Source organism: Ruegeria sp. N4 (assembly GCF_056531425.1).
In genome coordinates this window covers 783,075-805,502 of the sequence record NZ_JBQFLT010000001.1, presented here as the reverse complement: position 1 = coordinate 805,502, position 22,428 = coordinate 783,075, and the positions used below count along the sequence as shown (strand labels likewise).

Annotated in this window: 23 protein-coding genes; 15 read left to right on the top strand and 8 right to left on the bottom strand. The window is 59.4% G+C overall.

All coding sequences use genetic code 11. The features are described from left to right. Window positions 1–145 precede the first annotated feature (145 nt). From ACR0LW_RS04000 to tig, 3 genes are all read left to right on the top strand, one after another. Window positions 146–1,741: an NAD(P)H-hydrate dehydratase gene (locus tag ACR0LW_RS04000; protein WP_480881639.1), complete on the top strand. Its 1,596-nt coding sequence runs from the start codon at window positions 146–148 to the stop codon at window positions 1,739–1,741. A 308-nt stretch (window positions 1,742–2,049) separates the two neighbouring features. After that, window positions 2,050–3,174 carry a porin gene (locus ACR0LW_RS03995; RefSeq protein WP_480881638.1) on the top strand — a complete coding sequence of 375 codons (1,125 nt, stop codon included), beginning with the start codon at window positions 2,050–2,052 and terminating at the stop codon, window positions 3,172–3,174. A 185-nt stretch (window positions 3,175–3,359) separates the two neighbouring features. After that, window positions 3,360–4,691, top strand: coding sequence for a trigger factor (gene tig / locus ACR0LW_RS03990; protein WP_480881753.1), 1,332 nt, complete (start codon window positions 3,360–3,362; stop codon window positions 4,689–4,691). 94 nt (window positions 4,692–4,785) lie between these two features. Here the strand turns inward: tig and ACR0LW_RS03985 are convergent, their stop codons facing one another. The 6 genes from ACR0LW_RS03985 to rpsF form a co-directional block, all read right to left on the bottom strand. Beyond that, complete coding sequence (locus ACR0LW_RS03985; RefSeq protein ID WP_170449855.1) at window positions 4,786–5,640, bottom strand: acyl-homoserine-lactone synthase; 855 nt, start codon at window positions 5,638–5,640, stop codon at window positions 4,786–4,788. A gap of 107 nt (window positions 5,641–5,747) precedes the next feature. After that, entirely contained in the window at window positions 5,748–6,449 is a 702-nt protein-coding gene (locus ACR0LW_RS03980) for a LuxR family transcriptional regulator (protein ID WP_480881637.1), read from the bottom strand. A gap of 239 nt (window positions 6,450–6,688) precedes the next feature. Continuing rightward, on the bottom strand, window positions 6,689–7,174 hold the full coding sequence (locus tag ACR0LW_RS03975; protein ID WP_170449859.1) for a lytic transglycosylase domain-containing protein: 486 nt from the start codon (window positions 7,172–7,174) through the stop codon (window positions 6,689–6,691). A 150-nt stretch (window positions 7,175–7,324) separates the two neighbouring features. Further along, a complete protein-coding gene (gene rplI, locus ACR0LW_RS03970) occupies window positions 7,325–7,945 on the bottom strand; it encodes a 50S ribosomal protein L9 (protein ID WP_480881636.1) in 621 nt (206 codons plus the stop codon). A 12-nt stretch (window positions 7,946–7,957) separates the two neighbouring features. Then, on the bottom strand, window positions 7,958–8,185 hold the full coding sequence (gene rpsR / locus ACR0LW_RS03965; protein WP_005608650.1) for a 30S ribosomal protein S18: 228 nt from the start codon (window positions 8,183–8,185) through the stop codon (window positions 7,958–7,960). A 28-nt stretch (window positions 8,186–8,213) separates the two neighbouring features. Continuing rightward, window positions 8,214–8,567, bottom strand: a complete 354-nt coding sequence (gene rpsF / locus ACR0LW_RS03960) for a 30S ribosomal protein S6 (protein ID WP_170449863.1) — start codon at window positions 8,565–8,567, stop codon at window positions 8,214–8,216. Window positions 8,568–8,852: 285 nt separating this feature from the next. Here rpsF and ACR0LW_RS03955 point away from each other — a divergent pair, with 285 nt between their 5' ends. Both ACR0LW_RS03955 and ACR0LW_RS03950 read left to right on the top strand, forming a co-directional pair. Then, entirely contained in the window at window positions 8,853–9,371 is a 519-nt protein-coding gene (locus ACR0LW_RS03955; protein ID WP_170449865.1) for a hypothetical protein, read from the top strand. Between the two features lie 125 nt (window positions 9,372–9,496). Continuing rightward, on the top strand, window positions 9,497–10,069 hold the full coding sequence (locus ACR0LW_RS03950) for a YceI family protein (protein WP_170628648.1): 573 nt from the start codon (window positions 9,497–9,499) through the stop codon (window positions 10,067–10,069). Window positions 10,070–10,128: 59 nt separating this feature from the next. Here the strand turns inward: ACR0LW_RS03950 and ACR0LW_RS03945 are convergent, their stop codons facing one another. Continuing rightward, window positions 10,129–11,358, bottom strand: a complete 1,230-nt coding sequence (locus ACR0LW_RS03945; protein ID WP_480881634.1) for a cytochrome b/b6 domain-containing protein — start codon at window positions 11,356–11,358, stop codon at window positions 10,129–10,131. A gap of 166 nt (window positions 11,359–11,524) precedes the next feature. Here ACR0LW_RS03945 and fabD point away from each other — a divergent pair, with 166 nt between their 5' ends. From fabD to mltG, 7 genes are all read left to right on the top strand, one after another. Beyond that, window positions 11,525–12,463, top strand: coding sequence for an ACP S-malonyltransferase (gene fabD / locus ACR0LW_RS03940; RefSeq protein ID WP_170735099.1), 939 nt, complete (start codon window positions 11,525–11,527; stop codon window positions 12,461–12,463). Window positions 12,464–12,505: 42 nt separating this feature from the next. Beyond that, the gene (gene fabG, locus ACR0LW_RS03935) at window positions 12,506–13,243 is read left to right on the top strand and encodes a 3-oxoacyl-[acyl-carrier-protein] reductase (protein ID WP_480580693.1); all 738 of its coding nucleotides are present in this window, start codon (window positions 12,506–12,508) and stop codon (window positions 13,241–13,243) included. Between the two features lie 210 nt (window positions 13,244–13,453). Then, window positions 13,454–13,687, top strand: coding sequence for an acyl carrier protein (locus ACR0LW_RS03930; RefSeq protein ID WP_008756330.1), 234 nt, complete (start codon window positions 13,454–13,456; stop codon window positions 13,685–13,687). A gap of 139 nt (window positions 13,688–13,826) precedes the next feature. Further along, window positions 13,827–14,366, top strand: a complete 540-nt coding sequence (locus ACR0LW_RS03925; RefSeq protein ID WP_170449876.1) for a GNAT family N-acetyltransferase — start codon at window positions 13,827–13,829, stop codon at window positions 14,364–14,366. Window positions 14,367–14,488: 122 nt separating this feature from the next. Then, window positions 14,489–15,232, top strand: coding sequence for a 1-(5-phosphoribosyl)-5-[(5-phosphoribosylamino)methylideneamino] imidazole-4-carboxamide isomerase (locus ACR0LW_RS03920; RefSeq protein ID WP_170449877.1), 744 nt, complete (start codon window positions 14,489–14,491; stop codon window positions 15,230–15,232). Between the two features lie 210 nt (window positions 15,233–15,442). After that, entirely contained in the window at window positions 15,443–16,708 is a 1,266-nt protein-coding gene (fabF, locus tag ACR0LW_RS03915; RefSeq protein WP_170519396.1) for a beta-ketoacyl-ACP synthase II, read from the top strand. Continuing rightward, complete coding sequence (gene mltG / locus ACR0LW_RS03910; RefSeq protein ID WP_480872389.1) at window positions 16,709–17,866, top strand: endolytic transglycosylase MltG; 1,158 nt, start codon at window positions 16,709–16,711, stop codon at window positions 17,864–17,866. It begins immediately after the preceding gene. A 156-nt stretch (window positions 17,867–18,022) separates the two neighbouring features. On the opposite strand, the gene ACR0LW_RS03905 is transcribed toward mltG, so the two are convergent. Continuing rightward, window positions 18,023–19,285, bottom strand: a complete 1,263-nt coding sequence (locus ACR0LW_RS03905; RefSeq protein WP_480881632.1) for a DEAD/DEAH box helicase — start codon at window positions 19,283–19,285, stop codon at window positions 18,023–18,025. Window positions 19,286–19,703: 418 nt separating this feature from the next. On the opposite strand from ACR0LW_RS03905, the gene ACR0LW_RS03900 reads away from it, so the two are divergent. From ACR0LW_RS03900 to ACR0LW_RS03890, 3 genes are all read left to right on the top strand, one after another. Further along, complete coding sequence (locus tag ACR0LW_RS03900; RefSeq protein ID WP_480881631.1) at window positions 19,704–20,585, top strand: DMT family transporter; 882 nt, start codon at window positions 19,704–19,706, stop codon at window positions 20,583–20,585. A gap of 212 nt (window positions 20,586–20,797) precedes the next feature. Next, on the top strand, window positions 20,798–21,142 hold the full coding sequence (locus ACR0LW_RS03895; RefSeq protein WP_480881630.1) for a hypothetical protein: 345 nt from the start codon (window positions 20,798–20,800) through the stop codon (window positions 21,140–21,142). Then, entirely contained in the window at window positions 21,051–22,421 is a 1,371-nt protein-coding gene (locus ACR0LW_RS03890; protein WP_480881628.1) for a DNA-packaging protein, read from the top strand. The genes ACR0LW_RS03895 and ACR0LW_RS03890 overlap by 92 nt, the downstream gene beginning before the upstream one ends. Window positions 22,422–22,428: the final 7 nt, after the last annotated feature.

Below are 22,428 nucleotides of genomic sequence, written 5' to 3'. Positions count from 1 at the left end.
AGACCCGCAGTGATCACGTCTAAGATCGCTCAGCAATGTGATTGCGAAAATGTAGGCCTTAGGGCGGGGCGAAATTTGGCGTGGGGTGAAATTTTAGTCACTTTGCACAAAAAGTAATCAGAATTGAATCGCGAAGGGGTTTCGGATGGCAGAATTGCTGACAGCGGCGCAGATGCGGGCGATCGAGCAGGCGGCTATTGGGTCCGGTCAGGTGACGGGTCTGGACCTGATGGAGCGCGCGGGGCAGGGCGTTGTCGACGCGATTTTCGAGGAGTGGCCAGAGTTGAGGGATCGAGGGGCCAGCCCCTCGAGCTCCCCGGGATATTTGGGGCCAGATGAAGGGGATCCCTCGCGTGCCGTGGTGCTGTGTGGACCTGGGAACAACGGGGGTGACGGGTTTGTTGTGGCGCGGTTGTTGCGGGAGTTGGGTTGGGAGGTTGAGGTTTTTCTATATGGCGACCCAGAGAAGCTGCCGCCGGATGCGCGGGTGAATTATCAGCGGTGGATGGAAAACGGAGCTGTTCAAGACCTTTCTGTTCGCGACGTTTTTGACGATATGGCCGCAGTGGACCTGATCATTGACGCGGTTTTTGGAACCGGGCTTGCGCGGCCTGTCGAAGGCAAGTTGGCCCAGGCCTTTCAGTCTGTAAGGGCGTTCAGGGAGGCGCGCGGCGGCAGAATTGTCGCGGTCGATGTGCCCTCGGGTCTTTGTTCGGATAGCGGAAAACTACTTGGGGCTCAGCTGGATGCCGAATTGACGGTCTCATTCCATAGGGCCAAGCGTGGTCACGTGCTTTGTGGTGGTCCACGGCATACTGGCACGCTTGCTACGAAGTCGATTGGATTGGACGGCGGGTGGGACAGGTACGCCGAAGGGCCGATCCTGAAAAAGACTGAGGGCGTTTCATCGCGTATTAGCAAGAGCAGTTCCGCGCACAAATATGGATACGGTCACGCCCTTATCCTATCGGGTGGTGCCGGTAAAACGGGCGCGGCGCGGCTGGCGGCGCGGGGGGCTTTGCGGATCGGTGCCGGGTTGGTGACGATTGGGGTGCCGCCGTCGGCCCAGATGGAGGTTGCGGCGCAGGTGACGGCCATCATGTTGCAGCGCGTTGAGGGTGCGGATGGGTTGGCCGAGGTGTTGCAGGATGAGCGGCTGAATGCTGTGTGCCTTGGCCCGGGGCTGGGAGTGAAGCGTGCGCTGCAATTGGTGCCGGTCGCGTTGGCAGCGCGGCGGGCAACAGTGCTGGATGCCGATGCGCTGACGGCCTTTGCGAACGACCCAGACGCGCTGTTCGGACTGCTGCACGCAAACTGCGTGCTGACCCCACATGGCGGAGAGTTTGCGCGGCTTTTCCCGGATATTTCTGAGAAGCTGAATGCGGTGCCCTTGAAAGGCCCTGCATATTCCAAAGTGGATGCCACGCGCGAGGCCGCGAAACGAGCCGGGTGTGTTGTTCTGTTCAAAGGGCCGGACACGGTGATTGCCGATCCAAATGGCCAGTGCTCGATCAACGCGGCGCACTACGACCGTTCCGCCCCGTGGTTGGCGACGGCCGGGTCGGGGGATGTGCTGGCCGGGTTCATCACAGGGCTGATGGCACGAGGGGTTTCAGCCATGCAGGCCGCCGAGAGCGCGGCCTGGCTGCACGTGGAATGCGCGCGCCATTTCGGCCCAGGGCTGATTGCAGAAGATCTGCCCGAGCAGCTTCCATACGTATTTAGGCAATTAAATATATAAGTATATTGGGCGGGGAATGGCTCAGCGGGGTGCGACTCGGCGGAAATCCGCCGTCAAGACCTGCGCGGATGCATAGCGAGTGTTTGCCAGACGCATGGCTCGGCGTCACAATTCACTTGTGGTGCTTGGCGACATCTAGTGTGTGAATGTTCAAGCCTTTAGAAACATTAACAAATAACAAATTTTGCGAGTTTCTGCTGTTGCGAAAAAGCAATGCTCTCGCGGGACCGATTGCGGCGCACTGGAACGCTCACGTTCCGTAAACATCTGAGCAGTACCTGAAACCTGAATTTTTCATGGTGAGTGAAATGACCCTGAACTTTAAATCCACTTCGGTTGTTGCAGTCCTTGCCGCATCAACGGCAATTCCGGCTGCGGCTGAATTGAAATATGAAAACAACAGTGGCGGCTATGTCGAGCTTTATGGCCAGCTGAACCCGGCCATTATTTCGGTCGACGATGGCGAAGAGACCGAGACCCGGCTTTTGGACAACGATCTGTCTAACAGCCGCGTTGGCCTGCGCTTGCTGCAGCCTTTTGGCAGCAACGAGTTTACCTTCCGCTTTGAAACCGGCCTGGGTCTGCCCGGATCAGCCTCGGCGGATCAGTTCGGCACCAATGGCGATGGCTGGACGCGCGAAGATCTGCGCCATGTCGATTTCGCCTTGAAGGGCGATTGGGGTAAATTCTCGGCCGGGCAGGGCAGCATGGTGTCCGATGGTGCCGCCGAAGTGGATTTGTCCTATGTCGGCACAGCGCTTTATTCGTTCACCAACGACGAGAACGCGGGCTTCTTCTACCGCGGAACTGACGGCATGCTGAGCGATATCACCGTTGGCGACTCCAGCAGCAACCTGGACGGTTCGCGCCGGGGCCGCATTCGTTATGACACGCCGACCGTCAACGGATTTTCTGCCGGGATCGCCTATGGTCAGAACATCCTGTCCAGCAGCGATGACGACGATTACTACGACATTGGCCTGTCCTACGAAAACACCTTTGCGGGCGGGGTCGAATTTGCGGCCGGTCTGGCCTATGCCGTGCGCGACCGCGACGACAACTCGGGTGAGCGCAAAGACACGATCGGCTCGGCCTCGGTTCTGTTGCCCAGCGGGTTCAGCTTTACCGTTGCAGCAGGTACGCGCGACGACGACGCGGATGGCGTGTCCGACCCCAATTACTGGTACGGCAAAATCGCCTATGAAGGGAACTGGGTGCCATGGGGCAAAACCGGCGTCGGGATCGACTATTTTGACGGTTCGGATTTTGACTCGGACGGGTCCAGCACCAAGGCGTGGGGCATCGCGGTGGTGCAGAAGATCGACGCAATCAACACCGATGCCTATCTGAAATACCGCAACCACGACTTTGACGACGGCACCTCGTTCGACAACAACGAGGCTTGGGTTCTGGGCGCGCGCTGGCGGTTCTGATCACCCGGACGATTTCCTGAACAAACGCCCCGGTCCAATCCGGGGCGTTTTTTATACTGAGAGGCGGTAAATCCGGGGTGATCCGGCCTTTGCCCCCTTGCACGCGGGCGGCTGGGCAAATAGAAGGCGTCAAATTTGCCCGGCGCGCCGTTTTGCGCGCCCCGAATCCTATGGGGACTACCATAATGCAGGTTACCGAGACGCTGAACGAAGGTCTGAAACGCGGCTACAACATCACCGTCACAGCAGCCGAGCTGGACGACAAGGTCAACGAGAAGCTGACCGAGGCGCAGCCCGAAGTTGAGATGAAGGGCTTCCGCAAAGGCAAGGTGCCGATGGCGCTGCTGAAGAAGCAATTTGGCCAGCGCCTGCTGGGCGAAGCGATGCAGGAAACCATCGATGGTGCGATGAACAAGCACTTTGAAGACAGCGGCGACCGCCCTGCGCTGCAGCCCGAGGTCAAGATGACCAATGAGGACTGGAAAGAAGGCGACGACGTCGAGGTCGCAATGTCCTACGAAGCGCTGCCGGAAATCCCCGAGGTTGACCTGAAATCGGTCGAACTGGAGAAACTGGTTGTCAAAGCCGATGACGCAGCCGTGGAAGAGGCGCTGAACAATCTGGCCGAAACTGCACAGGATTTCAAAGCGCGCCGCAAGGGTTCGAAAGCCAAAGACGGCGACCAAATCGTGTTCGATTTCGTCGGCAAGGTTGACGGCGAAGAGTTCGAAGGCGGCTCGGCGGAAGACTACCCGCTGGTGCTGGGCTCGAACAGCTTCATCCCCGGCTTTGAAGAGCAGCTGGTTGGTGTGAAAGCCGAGGAAGAAAAAGACGTCAACGTCACCTTCCCCGAAGAATACGGTGCCGAGCATCTGGCCGGTAAGGACGCTGTTTTCACCTGCACCGTCAAAGAGGTGAAGGAACCGGTTGCGGCTGAGATCAATGATGAGCTGGCCAAGAAATTCGGTGCCGAGGATCTGGAGGCTCTGAAAGGTCAGATTTCCGAGCGTCTGGAAGCCGAATACGCTGGTGCGTCACGCGCTGTGATGAAGCGCGCCCTGTTGGATGCGCTGGACGAGAAGGTGTCCTTTGACCTGCCGCCGTCGCTGGTAGAGGCCGAGGCCAAGCAGATTGCTCACCAGCTATGGCACGAGGAAAACCCCGAGGTCGAAGGCCACGATCACGATGAGATCGAACCCACCGACGAGCACAACAAACTGGCCGAGCGCCGCGTGCGTCTGGGCCTGCTGCTGGCCGAGCTGGGCCAGAAGGCCGAAGTTGAAGTGACCGATGCCGAGATGACTCAGGCGATCATGAACCAGGCGCGTCAGTACCCGGGTCAGGAACGCCAGTTCTTTGAGTTCGTGCAGCAAAACGCCCAGATGCAGCAGCAACTGCGCGCGCCGATCTTTGAAGATAAGGTTGTCGACTACGTTTTCGAACTGGCCACCGTTGCAGACAAAGAAGTCAGCAAGGACGACCTGCAAAAAGCCGTTGAGGCACTGGAAGAGGAATAATCCTCTTCCCCCCTTTTCGGGGGCCAAAAGTAAAGCGGAGCCGCCTTAAATTGGCGACTCCGCATGGGTGGCTTTGTGCTATGAGGTGAGGGGGTCAGGCCTCATGAGCAAAAGCACGGGGGGTCTGTAGCAGAGCGGTCTTCTGCTCTGGCGTGAAGGTGTCGGTCAGCGCTTCGATCAGCTTCAGAACATCTTGCCGTTCCGCTTCGGTGCGCGCTGCGCTCATCTGTTCGACAAAGTATTTTTCGAGGTCAGTGAGCGGTTTGTGATCGCGATTGGCCGGATTGGGCTCAACAGCTTTCTTCGAGTTGAACAGGGCCAGCGCCTCTTCCTCGTCCAGGAAGACGTCGCCTTCGATGCCAGCGAAGTCACGGACGCCCTGAATGCGTTCATCGGTGCAATCCAACAGCGCGGCCAGTGCAGATACTTTGCCCATCGGGACAGTTTTGCCGACATAGTCGTAAGGCGCACAGTTCGACCGCTGCAGAACGCGATCCATAACCGGATCGATTACGGTGATGATGTCCTGGATACCTGCGTTCTTGGCATATTCCAGCGAGCCAATCATCAGTTCACAGGTGGCATAAGACACCGAGTTTTTGTCCTTGCCCCGCTTGAGGCGCTGCGTGTCGACGCAAAAGCGCGTGGATTCCCACATCGTCGCGCTGCGCAGCGGTGCTTCGCCATCCAGAATGGCCGAGAAGACATCGGAAAGCATGTGAGGTCCGGTGGTCTGCAGGGCACGCACGGCTGCGACGACATTCCCCCCGTCGTCGAGTCCGATTACGTATGCAGGATCCAGGTGATCGAATTCGTCGATCTCTTTCCCATCTTCAATATTAACGTCCCATCCAAGACGTCCGCCGAATACGCGTGCGCGCAGTTCAAACATTTCGTCGAGAACTTCGCCGAACAGGTGTCTGTTCAGCCCATCTACCACGATGATCATTTTTTCCCCCTTCGAGTGGTTGTTCGGTAAACTAGAAGTTACCGTTTTGAGGGGGTTTTTCTATTGGGGGTTTCCCGTATTTTGACGGAATTTGGGGAAATTTGTGTTTAACCTGGGGTAATAAGCCCAATTGCGATGGCCCGGCCGACGGCTTGCGGCGTGGTCAACGCGCTCAGCTTTTCGCGGCTTGATCGCAGATGCACCTCGACGGTGCGGTGCGAGATGGACAGGATGTCGCCGATATCCTGCTGCGACTTGCCTGCCGCGACCCATTGCAGGATCTCGGCCTCGCGCGTGGACAGGGTAGGGTGGTACAGCGCACCGGTCAGCTCATCTGAGGTCACGACATGGTCGTGAATGTGAACGGCCATCGATTGCAGGTCGCTGATGACATGGGCGTACAGTTTACGCCATTCTTCCTTGCTGCAATTGCGGGTCGCGCTGAGCAATCCAATATCGCCATAAGGTCCGCGCACAGGAATGGTAACGCCTTGATTCGGAATGCCAAAATCATGGGCGTCCCTGAACACACGCTGAAATTCCGGACTGCGTTCAAGACGGCTCCAATCCACGGGGGCGATGCTGCGTCGGGCCATGTGGATTGTGGGGTCGATCATGATCAGACCCTGGTTCTGATAGTGTTCGTTCCAGGCGTCGTCGTAGGTCACAAAACCGGCTACGGTACCAGCCGCAGGATTCATGCCAGCATAGGCGGCATGGTCCATTTCATGCTTGTCGCAAATCTGCTTAAGAAACTCGGTATACCGAGTTTCTGCATCCGGCAGAGTGCTCAGATCGAAAATTTCCATGCGGCGCCTACCAACTGCGGCCCATACCACAAGTCTGATGGTGTCGTCAGACCGGCAGTAAACTTAGAGTGGAACCCAACTTACCTCACGGCAGCCAGCACAACATACTTTTGAAAACATGACAAGGCGACGTGCGAAATGTCTGCGCTTTTCGACGCTGCTGGTGACGTATTAGAACATTTTTGTCACTATCGGAACGCAACTGCTAACAGAAGATCATTCCGATTGACCGCCCCATATCACGGCGCGGGTCGTAATCCTGTCTCGACCAGCATACCGCGTGCCTTGGCTTCGGGATAGTACCCTTTTGCATATAAAAAGATGGCGCGTTGCTGATCGCCATCGGAAAGCAGCCATGCACCGCGCAGATATTTTCCCGCAAACTCCAGATTGGTGTCAGCGTCCAGCAGACCTTGCGCGTTGCCCTTATATCCCATCGAGCGCGCCGTGGCAGGCAGGATCTGGAGCAGGCCGTAGTAAGGGCGGTTCACAGCCCAAGGTCTGTGCGTGCTTTCGCGGATCGCCAGCTTGTGCACCAACTCACGCGGCAACTCGTAGTGATCGGCCCATTTGTTGATCGACGCGCGCAGTTCCGGGGTCTCGTTGGGGTAGAGCGGCGGATCGAACGGTTCCGCGTCACCTCGGGATACTTCGGCGCCGCTACAGGCGGCAAGGGTGGCCATTGCGAGGAAGGCGATGATGCTGCGGCGGGGGAAAACTGCCATCTAAATTCTCCAGGTTCCGGTGCGCGATGATATGGATCGCAGTCGACGCCGCAAGATTAGCTGTGAAATTGGGCTGAATTTTGCTGGCTCGGGCAAGAAAAAGGGCCGCGCGGATGGCGCGGCCCTTTCTGTAAGGTCAGCTTGGCCAGATCAGGCTTTTGCTTCGTCTTCTTGGGCAGGGGCGTCTTCGGCCACCAGATCGTCGTCGTCCGAAGCGGCCGAGCCGATGTCGTCGAACAGTTCGGCGATTTCGAATTCAGCGGCAGCTTCTTCTTCAGCGGCCAGTTCCTGAATCGATTTGCCCGATGCCTGCAGTTCGGCTTCTTCTTCTGAGCGGGCAACGTTCATCTTGATCTCGACTTCAACCTCGGGGTGCAGGCGAACGGCGACCGAGTGCAGGCCCAGTTCCTTGATCGGAGCGATCAGGATGACCTGTTTCTTGTCGACGGTGAAACCTGCTTCGGTTGCGGCATCTGCGGCGTCACGCGGGGTGACCGAGCCGTACAGAGCGCCAGCATCCGATGCCGAGCGAATCACGATGAACTGCTGACCGTCCAGCTTTTCAGCCAGGGCTTCAGCTTCTTTCTTGGTTTCCAGGTTGCGTGCTTCCAGCTGCGCTTTCTGGGCTTCGAACGACGCGATGTTGGCGTCCGATGCGCTCAGGGCTTTGCCCTGGGGCAGCAGGAAGTTGCGGGCGTAGCCGGGCTTGACTTCAACGACGTCGCCCATCTGACCCAGTTTCGCAACGCGTTCCAGAAGGATAACTTGCATGTCAGTCTCTCCTTACTTCACGGCGTAGGGCAGCAGGGCGAGGAAGCGGGCGCGCTTGATAGCACGGGCCAGTTCACGCTGCTTTTTCGCCGAAACGGCGGTGATGCGCGAAGGAACGATCTTGCCACGCTCAGAGATATAGCGTTGCAGCAGACGGGTGTCTTTATAGTCGATCTTCGGCGCGTTCTCACCCGAGAACGGGCAGACCTTGCGGCGGCGGAAAAATGGTTTTGCGGCCATGGTTTAGTGTCCTTTTCTCAGGCGTTGATCAACGACGCTCGCGGCGGTCGCCACGTTCGTCACGCTTCTGCATCTGAACCGACGGGCCATCTTCGTGACCGTCGACCTTGATGGTCAGAACGCGCATGACGTCGTCATGCAGGCGCATCAGGCGTTCCATTTCCTGAACCGCACCCGAGGGGGCATCGGTCTTCAGGAAGGCATAGTGGCCTTTGCGGTTCTTGTTGATCTTGTAGGCCATCGTCTTGACACCCCAGTACTCGCTATCAACGAGGTTGCCGCCGTTGTCGGCCAGCACGGTGCCAAAGTGTTCGATCAGGCCCTCGGCCTGCGCGTTGGACAGGTCCTGACGCGCGATCATTACATGCTCATACAGTGGCATGTTCACTCCTGTTTATATCAAGGCGCATTTCATAGGCGGGGCCATTGTGATCCTTCGCGACCCTGCCACGAGAGGCTGCGCGATTCATGTGTCGTGCGAAGGATGGCCTCGTATACACGTTTCCCCGTCCGGGGCAAGGCCTGCCGGGGCTGCCATGGTGAAGTCGTCCAATTTCCTTTGCTGCGCCCAATTCCTGACGCTTTTCGGCTCAAAGTTGTTAAGCAAGCCGGAACACATCCGGACAGCCAAATCTAAGACGGTAACCTTATACAGGGTGATGATGTTATGACCGCGACGAACACGAACACACTTGGCAAGCAGGCGCAGGGCGCGGGCTTTGAACATTCCGTGCCGGTCAAGATTGCATTCAAAGTCAACTGGAAAGCCCGGATCGTTCTGGCCCGCATCGTCGGAGCCTTCCTGATCGTGTCGGCCTTTTCGATGTGGCTGATGCCGGGGTCGGTGATCGGGGCCGAGGTCTGGCCGATCAAGATGGTCGCGTCGATGCTGTTCCTGATCGTAGGCGTCAGCCTGTTGACCATCGAAGTGATGGATTCGCGCCCGGATGCCTATTTCGATCCGATCCGCCGTGAAGTCCGCATTCTGCAAAAGAACGAGAACGGCCGTCCCCAGACGGTTCTGCGTCGCAGCTATGAAAGCCTTGGCGGTGCCCGTTTCGAGGATGATGAAGTCCAATTGTATGACGTTGACGGCAGCCTGCTGATGAAACTGCCGTTGCAATCGGCGGATGTCAGCCGAGCGCTGAAGGGTCAACTGAGCCAAAGCGTAACAATTTTCGCCTGAGTTTTATTCTGTTCAAAAAGGAACAGAGTTTGTGAATCAAAAATACTTGTGTGCCGCCCTTGGGCGGCACATTTTTGTTTTGAGCAACCCAAACGGTTTGCATTCACAAAAAAGCGGAGACTGTTATGAAACCCACCCTGCTTGCTGCTGCTCTGGCCATGACGGCGACCACTGCCTTCGCCAGCGCCGAGAAATACGTTCTGGATCCAAGCCATAGTCAGGTCATTTTCAGCTATGACCACCTGGGATTCTCGACCACCACTGGCATGTTCTCGGGCTTTGAAGGCGAGATCATGTTCGATCAGGAAGACCCTGCCGCATCCAGCGTGTCCGTCTCGATGCCGGTGATGTCGATGTTCACCGGCTGGGAAGCGCGTGAAGATCACTTTATGACCGAGGACTTCTTTGGTGCGTCCGAAGGCGATCTGATCACCTTCACCTCGACTGGGATCGAAGTTACAGGAGACGACACGGCCAATATTACCGGCGATCTGACCATGAACGGTGTGACCAAGTCGGTCGTTCTGGATGCCAAACTGAACAAGGTCGACCAGCACCCGATGGCCAACAAGCCCTGGGCCGGTTTCAATGCGACCACAACCCTGACCCGTAGCGAGTTTGATCTGGGCCAGTTCGCCCCGTTCGTCAGCGACGAGGTACAGGTTCAGATTTCGGTTGAAGCGCAGAAAGCCGAATAAGCGAAGCTTGATCGTTACGACAGGAAACCGCCGGGTCAGACGACCCGGCGGTTTTTTTGTCACTCTTCGTCCCGCTCGGCAGTCAACTCGACCGAGACTGTGACGTTAAAGCCCAGCGAGTCCTCTGTCGGTTGAGATGTGCCAACGTCGAAATCCATCCGGTTCAACTGCAACTCGCCTGACATGGTTGCCTGATCATCCTGCAGCTCCAGGGCGAAAGGCAGAACAACGTCCAGGGATTTGTCGCGGATCGTCAGAGGCCCCCGGGCCTCATAGCCTGTTTCGGTCTTGAACAAATCAGCCTTGAAGGTGGCGGTCGGGAATTGCGCGCTGTCAAAGAAATCCGCACCCATCGCCTGATCGCTCACTGTACCCAGGCTGAGCGATCCGATGGCAATCGTCACATCAACCGAGCCTGCCAATCCCGGTTCGGCTGGGTCTTCGAAGGCAATCGCGGCTGTCCAGTCGCCAAAGGTCCCGGTCACAGGGCTGCCCAGCTGAGAGATGGTGATCGACAAGGTGCCATCCTCGACCTCCCATTCAGATTGCACGTCTTCAAGCTCGGCCGTGTCGGTTGCCGCTTTGGAGTGGTCATCAAATGTGCCGTTGGTCCAGCCAAAGCCCAGAACCCCCAACCAGACGATCAAGGCAGCGAATGCTGGCAGGGCCGAGTGGTGTTGTGCTGGCGGTTCGGGTGCGTCCGCCTGACCGGGCAGCATACGACGCAGGGTGCTGTCCTTATCGACAACGTGGTGTTTCAGGGCACCCATGATGTGCAGAGCCAGCGACCCGCCCAAAACCCAGATGAACAGCCAGTGCAGCCCGGCGGTCACCTCGGCCACGTATGGCGATTTTGGAACAAACGGCAGGTTTTGGCCGAAAGGCCACAGGATCGGGGCAAAGCCCTCGGCGGCGGCGTGGTGAAGCCAGCCGGTCAGCGGTACCAGAACCAATGAGGCGTAAAGCATCCAATGCACGGTTTCGGCGGCAAAAGCCTCGGGCTTGTTTTCAGCGTTCAGCAATCCCGGCTTGGTTTGAGACAATGCCCACAGAATGCGGGCCAGCGCGACAAAGAACACCGTCACGCCAACGGTCTTGTGCAGCGAGAACAGACGGGCCGCGTTGGCAATATCCTCTTCGGATGTCGGGATGTTAGGGTCATAGATCGCGTGGGCCAACTGGTTGGCGTACCAGCCCAGCGGCAGGGCTGTGAAGATCAGCAAAGCCGTCAGCCAGTGAAAAGCCTTGGCGACGCTGCCATAGCTGGAAAAGGTATTGCTTGAGGGCATCGAACAAACGCTCCGGTATGGGTGGGCTGCCCCCAACCTAAAGCGCACGCGCAATGACACAAGTACGAGACTGCGCACATTCAAGGTGCCGCAATGCACCCTACTTGTGCCGCGTCCCATGTCAGTTTACACCCCGCCGCAACCTAACGTCATCCATGAGGTTGCAATGACACGCGCGTTCGTTTTTCCGGGGCAGGGCGCCCAGACCATCGGAATGGGTAAAGCACTGGCCGAGGCCTACCCGGCGGCCCAAGCCGTTTTTGATGAGGTCGACGAGGCGCTGGGCGAAAAGCTAAGCAGCCTGATCTGGGACGGCGAGATCGAAGAACTGACGCTGACTCAGAACGCGCAGCCCGCGCTGATGGCCACGTCGATGGCCGCGATGCGTGCGCTGGAGGCCGAAGGTGTGTCTGTAACTGATGCGGCCTATGTGGCCGGGCATTCGCTGGGTGAATATTCCGCACTGGCGGCGGCGGGTGCCTTGTCGGTTGCCGATACTGCCCGCCTTTTGCGCAAGCGCGGTCAGGCGATGCAAAGCGCGGTTCCGGTGGGTGAAGGTGCAATGGCGGCTGTTCTTGGTCTGGACCTTGAAGCGGTGCGCGCCGTCGCTGAAGAAGCCGCGCAGGGCGAGGTGTGTCAGGCGGCAAATGACAACGACCCAACGCAGGTTGTCGTATCCGGCGCCAAGGCGGCAGTGGAACGGGCTGCCGAGATTGCCAAGGAAAAAGGCGCAAAGCGGGCGATTTTGTTGCCGGTAAGTGCTCCATTTCACTGTGCGCTGATGCAGCCTGCTGCTGATGTAATGGCAGACGCCTTGGCCGCAGTCGAAATCAAGGCCCCCGCAGTTCCGGTCGTCGCCAATGTGCGCGCCGAAGCTGTGAGCGACCCGGACCTGATCCGGCAGTTGTTGGTCGAGCAGGTGACGGGCTCGGTTCGTTGGCGCGAAAGCGTGCAGTACATGGCGGCGCAGGGCGTGACCGAGACGTGGGAAATTGGCGCGGGCAAAGCCCTGTCCGGCATGATCCGCAAGATTGACCGGGCCATCGCGGGCAAAGCGGTTGGAACGCCAGAAGATGTCCTAAAGGCCGTCGCGGCCGAGTCGTAAGCATAGAACGCGCCGTTCAGGGCGCCTCACGAGGGAAACAGTATGTTTGATTTGACGGGTAAGAATGCGCTGGTTACTGGCGCTTCGGGCGGGATCGGGGGCGATATCGCCCGCGCTCTGCATGGCGCTGGTGCCAATGTGGGCCTTTCGGGTACGCGGGTTGAGCCACTGCAGGCTTTGGCCGATGAGCTGGGAGAGCGGGCGCATGTGCTGCCCTGCAACCTGAGTGACACACAGGCCGTCGAGGCGCTGCCGAAACAGGCAGCCGAGGCGATGGGATCGGTCGACATTCTGGTCAACAACGCCGGCATCACGCGTGACAACCTGTTCATGCGCATGTCCGATGAAGAATGGCAGAGCGTCATTGACGTGAACATGACCTCGACCATGAAACTGTGCAAAGGCGTGATCCGGGGCATGATGAAGGCGCGTTGGGGTCGGATCGTGAATGTCTCGTCCGTGGTGGCCGCGATCGGCAATCCGGGGCAGGCGAACTATGCGGCGTCGAAAGCCGGAATGATCGGCTTTTCCAAGGCCTTGGCCCACGAAGTTGCCACGCGCGGCATCACCGTTAACGCTGTGGCTCCGGGTTTCATTACCACGGCCATGACCGAGAAGCTGACCGAGGAACAGAAAAAGGGTTTGTTGCTCAAGGTTCCGGCGGGTCGTATGGGCGACCCCGAGGAAATTGCGGCCGCCGTTCTGTATCTTGCCAGCCCCGAAGCGGGCTATGTTACCGGAAGCACCTTGCATGTGAATGGCGGTATGGCCATGTTGTGAGCGCATAACAGGACAGGCGCGAAAGCGTTTGCCTTGTGCGCGGACTATGTTATAGGCGGCGCATCTATGCAGGGGCCGGTCGTTCAGGTCGGCCTTCTACTTTCCCGGTGAGCCGGGACCCAAACCGCCCGGAACGGGCAAATCAAAGCCAACCCGTGCGGGCAAGGGCAGAACCGGGCAAACCGCCCTGAATAGGAATGAGGAATAGACATGAGCGACGTCGCAGATCGCGTTAAAAAGATCGTTGTTGAGCACCTGGGTGTTGAAGAAGACAAGGTTGCGGAAAACGCCTCCTTCATCGACGATCTGGGCGCAGACAGCCTGGACACCGTCGAGCTGGTCATGGCCTTCGAAGAAGAGTTCGGCATCGAAATTCCTGATGACGCAGCCGAGACCATCCAGACCTTCGGCGACGCGGTCAAATTCATCAGCGAAGCGTCCTAAGCGTTTCATTTCTGATCAAAAGCGGCGCTTCCGGGCAACGGGGGCGCCGTTTTTTATTGTCGGCCCAACTTTCAGGCTTGCGTGACGCCTGTTCGCTTAGCACTGTTTCCACTGAGGCGTTATTCCAAGTGGGCAGGCGATGATAAGATCCACACCGATGATCAATACGGCACGGCTGACGCTGTGTGCGATGCGGCCCGAGGATTTTGAGCGCTTTGCCGAAATCTGGCGCGACCCTTGCGTGGTTCAGCATATCGGCGGCCAGCCCCGGTCGCGCGGTGAAGCCTGGGATTCGTTCCTGCGCAATGCGGGCCACTGGCAGATGGCCGGGTTCGGGCAGTGGGGCGTTCTGCAACAATCGAATCGCAAATTGATAGGTCAGGCCGGGTTTTTCTACGCCGATCGCGGGATGGGTGAAGAATTCGACGCTTTCCCCGAGGCCGGTTGGGTCCTCGCTACCGAAGCCCAAGGGCAGGGGCTGGGGTATGAGGCCGCCCAGGCCGCGCATGACTGGTTCGACCGGATCATGCCGGGGCCGTTGGTTGCCATGGTGAATGCAGGCAACGCGACCTCGCAGAAACTGGCAAAAAAGCTGGGCTATGTGCTGACGCGCGAGGCCGAGTACAAAGGCACTCCGGTCCACTTGCTGCGTCGCAACGGACCACCGGCGCGGGCGTAACTCCGCCGAGGGCAACTTATGCCGCAAATTGACCAGACTTTGCCGATCCCGGTAAATTGGGCCGATCCATCGCATGTATGCTATTCTGGATTTCCAGAACGATTGAGCGGAGGAGAATGCTCATGCGGATTTACCCCACGATGGAATTGCAGAACGGGCGGTGCGTCACCCTGGACAAGGGTCGCCTGGACGATGCAATGATCTGGCATGTGGACCCGGTTGAAACAGCGCGCAGCTGGGCTGCCGTCGGTGCTGAATGGATGCATCTGACCGATTTCGACGCGATCGAAGGGCGCGACACCAACGCGGGGCTGGTCGAAGAGATCATTCGCAGCGCTGAAATCCCGGTACAGCTGGGCGGTGGCATGCGCAGCCGCGAGCATGTCGAGCATTGGATCGACAAAGGCGCGGGCCGTATCGTGATCGGGACATTGGCGGCGCGTGATCCGCAACTGGTGAAGGAGCTGGCCAAGCTGTACCCCGACCAGATCGTGTTGGCGGTGGATGTCTGGCAGGGCTACGTGATGACCGAAGGTTGGCGCAGCCAGAGCGCCTTTACACCCGAGGCATTCATCGACGCGTTCGAGGGCACGCCTTTTGCGGCCATCGTGGTGACGGATATTGACAGCGACATGGAAGATGTCGAAGCCCAGCTTGGGCTGATTTCCGGCCTGGCCCAGCATTCGCGCACGCCTATCGTTGCCAACGGCGTGGTGCGTTCGGCTGATGATATTTCGCGGCTGGCCTATATTCCCAACATTTCGGGTGCGATGTTCGCGCGCGCATTGTTCCGCAAAACGCTGGATCTGTCTGAGGCGCTTGAGGTTGCGACGGCTGCCCATGAACCGGTAGCGCAGTTCCAATAGGACTGACCGAGAGATTTGTTCCGCCCTTTTCCACATCCGGGAGAGGGCGGTTTTTTTGTTGCAGCGGGGTGGTAAAGTCCGGCTGCACGGCAAGATATGACCGGAATTGGCAATATGATGTCGGTAAGGAATGCGCCCTTGCTCTTGCCCCCGTACCCCGGGGCGGGGTATGAGCGGTTCTCATAACAGGAAGCAGGCAAGAGGCACTTCATGCGCAGAGTCGTCGTAACCGGTCTGGGATTGGTCACTCCTTTGGCCAGCGGGGTCGAAGAAACCTGGTCACGTCTGCTGGACGGAGAGTCCGGCGCTGGCCCGATCACACTGTTCGATGCCGAGGCAAGCGGGGTCACCACGACCTATGCCTGTGAAGTGCCGCGTGGGGACGGAACCAACGGGACATTCAACCCCGACGACTGGATGCCGCCGAAAGAGCAGCGCAAGATCGAGGACTTTATCCTGTATTCCATCGCGGCGGCCGAGATGGCGTGCAAGGATGCGGGCTGGACGCCCGAGGATGAAGAGGATCGTCTGCGGACCGGCGTTCTGATCGGGTCGGGCATTGGTGGCCTGGGATCGATTGCGGAAACTGCAAACCTGATCCGCGACAAAGGCCCACGCCGCGTATCGCCGTTCTTTATTCCCGGCGCGCTGATCAACCTGGCGTCTGGTCAGGTTTCGATCCGGTTCGGTTTCAAGGGGCCCAACCATTCGGTGGTGACGGCCTGTTCGACCGGTGCCCACGCCATTGGCGATGCCAGCCGGATCATCCGGTCGGGCGACGCGGATGTGATGATCGCCGGTGGCGGCGAAGGCTGCATCTGCGAGATTGGGATTGCAGGATTCAACGCGTGCAAGGCGCTGTCGACCAAATATGCCGATGATCCGAAGAAAGCCAGCCGTCCCTATGACGTTGATCGTGACGGTTTTGTCATGGGCGAAGGCGCAGGCATTGTGGTCCTGGAAGACTACGAGCACGCCAAGGCGCGTGGTGCCAAGATCTACGCCGAGGTTCTGGGCTATGGCATGTCCGGTGACGCCTATCACATCACCGCACCGTCCGAGGATGGAGACGGGGCCGAACGCTCGATGAAAGCCGCGCTGCGCAGCGCAGGGCTCGAGCCGAAGGATCTGGACTACATCAACGCACACGGCACCTCGACCATGGCGGATACGATTGAGCTGGGTGCGGTGGAGCGTCTGCTGGGCGATCATGCGAGCAGCGCCACGATGACCTCGACCAAGTCAGCCACCGGTCACCTGCTGGGGGCTGCGGGTGCGATTGAGGCGATCTTCTCGATCCTGGCGATCCGCGATCAGGTTGCACCGCCGACGATCAATCTGGACAATCCAGCGGTTGAAACGCCGATTGATCTGGCCCCGAATGCCAAGCGCGAGCGTGAGATTAACGTGGCCCTGTCGAACTCGTTCGGGTTTGGCGGAACCAATGCCAGCGTGATCTTCGGAAAGGTCAGTTAAATGTGGCGTGCCCTGGCATCGAACGCGCTGACCATTCTGGTGGTCGGCCTGTTCCTGATGGGCGGTCTGATCCTTTGGGGCCAATCCCAGTACAAGGCCGAAGGCCCGCTGGACACCGCGATTTGCCTGCAAGTGGCAAGCGGGTCGAACATGACCCGCGTCAGCCGCGATCTTGAGGATCAGGGCGCGATCACAAGCGCCACGATCTTTCGGATGGCTGCGGATTACACCGACCGGGCGCAGCGGTTGAAGGCAGGCAGCTTTCTGGTGCGCGAAGGTGCGTCTATGGAGCAGATCATCGACGAGATCACCAGCAGCGGGGCCAGCACCTGCGGGTCCGAGATTGAATACCGGATCGGCGTGACCCGTGCCCAGACCCGTGTGCGCGAGTTGAACCCGGCGACACTGGACTTCGACGAGATCGCGTCATTCGATGCAGCCGAAGACGAAACGCCCGAAGCCTATACGGAGAAGCGCAACGAAGCGGATACCCGCTATCGTGTTTCGCTGGCCGAGGGTGTGACCTCGTGGCAGGTGGTTGAGGCGTTGAAGGGGTTTGAAGCGCTGAGCGGTGAGGTGACAGAAATTCCTGCCGAAGGATCGCTGGCGCCGGACAGCTATGATGTCGTCGCCGGGCAGGACCGGAACGAAATCCTTCAGGCGATGCAGGAAACTCAGCAGCTGCGCATCAATGCAGCTTGGGAAAGCCGTCAGGATGGTCTGCCGCTGCAAAGCCCCGAAGAAATGCTGATCCTTGCGTCGATCATCGAGAAAGAAACCGGTGTCCCGGAAGAACGTGGTCAGGTGGCGAGCGTGTTTGTAAACCGTCTGAACCAAGGGATGCGGCTGCAAACAGACCCGACCGTGATTTATGGCGTCACCAAGGGGCAGGGCACGTTGGGCCGTGGGTTGCGGCGCAGCGAGTTGAACCGCCCGACGCCGTGGAACACCTATCAGATCGATGGTCTGCCGCCGACGCCGATTGCCAACCCTGGTCAGGCCAGCCTGCAAGCGGCGGTTGCCCCGGACAGCACGGATTACATCTTCTTTGTTGCGGATGGCACCGGTGGTCACGCCTTTGCCGAGACCCTGCAGGAACATAACCGCAATGTCGCCAAGTGGCGCGAGATTGAGGCCGAACGGAATTCGGGCAACTAGAGCGTGCGACCTTTAACCGGAATCATCATGCGACACGAATGGCCCGAGAGCGCCGCAGGCGTGGCAGGGTATTCGTGTCTCAGATTTAAGGTCGCACGCTTTGAGCCAAGTTCGAAAGAAAAAACAGCGCCGGTTCGGGCGCTGTTTTTTGTTGGGTCAAGCTGCGGGTTTGCAACGGGGCCGCCTGCGCTTGGACTGCGACGGCTTTGAGCCGCCATTGGCGGGCTTGGGTCGGAATCCACGGCGGCGATTGTTCTGACCGCGCGCGGGGCGTTCGGCCTGAACGGCTTCGGGCATTTCTCCGCTGGCCACAGGGATGTCGATTTTCATCAGCTTCTGAATCTGGCGCAGCAGATCGACCTCTTCCGCTGAGCAGAACGCGATGGCTTCGCCCTCGCGCCCGGCGCGGGCGGTGCGGCCGATGCGGTGGACGTAGTTGTCGGGCACCTCAGGCAGATCGTAGTTGATCACATAGGCCACGCCCGGAATGTCGATCCCACGTGCGGCCACATCTGTTGCGACCAATACGTTGATCTCTCCGGCGCGGAAGGCCTTGATGGCGCGGTCACGCTGGCCCTGACTTTTGTTGCCGTGGATCGAAGCGGCGTTGTAGCCGTCAGCGACCAGCCCTTTCATCAGCTTCTCGGCCCCGTGTTTCGTGCGCGAGAAGACAAGGGTCAGGGCATCGGTATCCTGCGACAGGATTTCGCGCAGCTTGCCGGGCTTTCCCGGTTTGCTGACAAAATGCACTGACTGGGTGATCTTGTCCGCAGCCTTGCCCGGAGGCGAGACTTGCACGCGCTGCGGGTTGGTCAGATACGCGCGGCTGAGTTCTTCCATCTGCTTGGGCATTGTGGCCGAGAACAGCATGGTCTGGCGCGGCGTCCCCAGTGCTGGCGCGATCTTGCGCAGCGCGTGGATGAAGCCCAGATCCAGCATCTGGTCCGCTTCGTCCAGAACCAGATGGCGCACTGCGCCGAGGTCAACCGCGCCGCGCTCCATCAAATCGATCAGACGTCCGGGCGTGGCGACCAGAATGTCGGTGCCGCGAGACAGAAACATGATCTGCTTGTTGATGGACTGGCCGCCCACAACCGTGGCGACGCGCAGCTTGGTCTTTTGGGTCAGATTGCGCAGGCTGTCGGCGATCTGGTTCACGAGCTCTCGGGTCGGGGCAAGGATCAGGGCTTTGGCGGTTTTGGGATCGGGTTTGCCGGGCTGCGCCAGCAGGTGATCGATCAGCGGCAGTCCAAAGGCCAGAGTTTTGCCGGTACCGGTCTGGGCCAGACCCAGAATGTCATGGCCGTTCAGGGCCAACGGAATGGCCTGGTTCTGAATCGGGGTCGGTTGTGAGAAGTTGGTGCGTTTCAGCGCGTCATTCAGAGCTGGCGCAAGGCCCAGCATGTCAAAGTCGAACAATGTCTATCCTTTTTCCACCCCGGGCCGAACTGGCCGGGGCGCATTTGAAACGGGTCACGCGGCAACCGCGCAACCGGCAGGGGTTTTGCGCGGCCTCGGGACTCACAGGCGAACCCTGTGCCATCCGGCCATCGCATCAAGAACCCTGCGTGAAGGGGAACTGGAGAAGTGTCTGTAGGGCGCTGTGGGGCGGAAGAAGCCCGCCAATGCTCACGCGTCAGCGCTTTGATGGGGCACATGAAGTCTGTGACGGGGTTTGTCAAGGTGTTGAGGCTGCATTGGGTAAACCCTAAGCGCCTCGTGGTTTAGAATCTGCTGGTGTTCCTGGGCGGTTTGCGGCATCGATTTTGTGGTCCAGGCCGCTGCAATTTGAGCGGGTTGTGCCGCAACCGGAATTGATCGGCACCGAGTATCACAGATGATGTCAAGAAACTTGCACGGCTCAAACCTGAAGGTCGCAAGTGCCGCTCTTGTGTTTGGCGGCATGATGTGGGGGCTGTACTGGATCCCGGTCCGCTTTTTCGTTGATCAGGGACTAAGCGGCGCTTGGCCCGGCATCGTGATGTATTCGGCTGCTCTTGTTGGTCTAGCACCCTTTTTGTGGCGCGACAGGCGGGACTTGCTGCTTCGCTGGCAGGACCTGATGTTCAGTGGTGTTTTCACTGGCGCAGCTTTTGGCCTGTTCACGATCAGCCTGATCTATACCGATGTCGTGCGCGCGATCTTGCTGTTCTACCTCACGCCAGTATGGGGAACGATTGTCGGCCTTGTTTTTCTGGGCGAGCGGCTGACCCTGATCCGGCTGTTGGGGCTTGCCTGTGGGCTTGGCGGAATGGTCATCGTCCTCGGGGGCGAGCAGATCATCCCGTGGCCCAGCAATGCCGGGGATTGGGCGGCCCTTCTGTCAGGAATGGCCTGGGCTGTGGGAACACTTGGGCTGTACCGGGCGTCAGGTATTTCTGTTCCGGGGCAGGTCTTTGCGTTCATTACCGGGGCATTGTTGCTGTCAGTGGCCAGTCTGGCCTTCAGCGCGGGCGCGTTGAGCGAGCAGAGCGACGTTATTGTCCGGGTGCTTCCGATTGCGCTGCTGTCGGTCCTATACACGCTGCCGATGACTTTTCTGACAATTTGGCCCGCAACGCTGTTAACGCCTGCGCGGGTCGGTTTGCTTTTGATGAGCGAGATCGTCGTTGGCCTGATTTCCGCCGCCGTGTTCTCGGGCGAACCTTTTGGGCTGCGCGAATTCACCGGCGCGACACTGATCGTCAGCGCGGCATTGTTGGAAATCGCGCGGGGGTAAGGTCTGAAACCGTCCGGAGATTGATGGCGAAGTGTAAACAGGTCGCACGGTGCGTGTTGCGCGTGTGTTGCGCAAAGCATTGACTTCACGCGCTTTTTTCTATATCGATTGTGCCATGCTAGAAGAGGTGGGCAACGGCCCCGGGGCGACCCGGTGGCCGTTTTTCGTTTCTCTCGTGCGGAGAAAACTCACGCATGAGGTCACAGGCAAACATGACTTTGATTACCCCGGAAGAGCGGATTTCCCAGACGGCTGACTTGTTGCAGTCGCTTGAGCGATCCATTCGCGATCTGCGCCAGGCAGCGGAAGAACTGCGCAGGCAGATCGGAGCCGGGGAGGATGCAGATCTTGCTGGTTCAGCACGGCAACTCGGTCAGCTAGAGGGGCTGATCCGAACCTGTCAGAAAGTGGAGGCGAATTTTGTCGAACAACATCACAGACAAGCCGGAATTGCCCAAGGGGGCTATGCGCTCGACCTTGAGCGCGCTCGATTTGAAATCGGGTGCAGGTTGGCTCGCCTCCGCCGATGCTGCGGTGCGCGAGAGATTTCTGAGTGAGATCGGGGAGGGGGGGCTGTGTGCCCTCCCTTTCCTGTTCGAGTTCTGGGCGCTGCCGCATCAGCTACCGCCCGAGGGGGACTGGCGATCCTGGGTGATCATGGGCGGGCGTGGCGCGGGGAAGACGCGCGCCGGGTCTGAATGGGTGCGGTCGATGGTTGAAGGTTCGAAACCGTTGGATCGTGGTGAGGCCAGTCGCGTGGCTTTGGTTGGCGAGACCTTTGATCAAGTGCGCGACGTGATGATCTTTGGCGATAGCGGGATATTGCAATGCTCGCCGCCGGATCGGCGCCCCACGTGGAAGGCATCGGAACGTAAGCTGATCTGGCCCAACGGGGCCGAGGCACAGGCGTTTTCGGCGCATGACCCGGAGGGGTTGCGCGGGCCTCAGTTCGATGCGGCCTGGGTGGATGAACTGGCCAAGTGGAAAAAGGCGCGCGAGACCTGGGATATGCTGCAATTTGCCTTGCGGTTGGGGGATCGGCCTCGGGTCTGTGTGACGACGACGCCGCGCAATGTTAAGGTTTTGAAGGAATTACTGGCGTCTCCGTCCACGGTGCAGACCCATGCGCCGACCGAGGCGAACCGGGCCAATCTGGCGGCCTCGTTTCTGGACGAGGTACGCGCACGATACGCGGGCACGCGGCTGGGGCGGCAGGAATTGGACGGGGTGCTGCTGTCGGATGCCGAGGGGGCGTTGTGGACGGGATCAATGCTCGAGGCGGCGCGCTGTGCGCAGGTGCCCGATCTGGATCGCATCGTGGTGGCGCTGGACCCGGCGGTGACATCCGGTTCAGGCGCAGATGCCTGCGGGATCATGGTGGTCGGTGCGCAGGTGCAGGGGCCGCCCGAAGAGTGGCGTGCCTATGTGCTGGCCGACCGGACGGTGCAGGGCGTTGGCCCGGCGGGCTGGGCGCAGGCGGCGATTGACGCAATGGATGAGTTCGGGGCCGAACGTCTGGTGGCCGAGGTCAATCAGGGCGGGCAGCTGGTGGAAGAGGTGGTGCGGCAGGTGGATCCTCTGGTCCCTTATCGCGCAGTGCGGGCCTCCCGCGGCAAGGTCGCGCGGGCCGAGCCTGTGGCGGCACTGTATGAGCAGGGGCGGGTGAGCCATGTGGCCGGGCTGGACGCGCTGGAGGAGCAGATGTGCCAGATGACCGCGCGGGGGTTCGAGGGGCAGGGTTCGCCGGATCGGGTCGACGCGCTGGTCTGGGCGCTGCATGAGTTGATTGTGGGGCCTGCGGGGGTGTATCGGCGGCCGAGGGTGCGGAGTTTGTGAAAGCAAA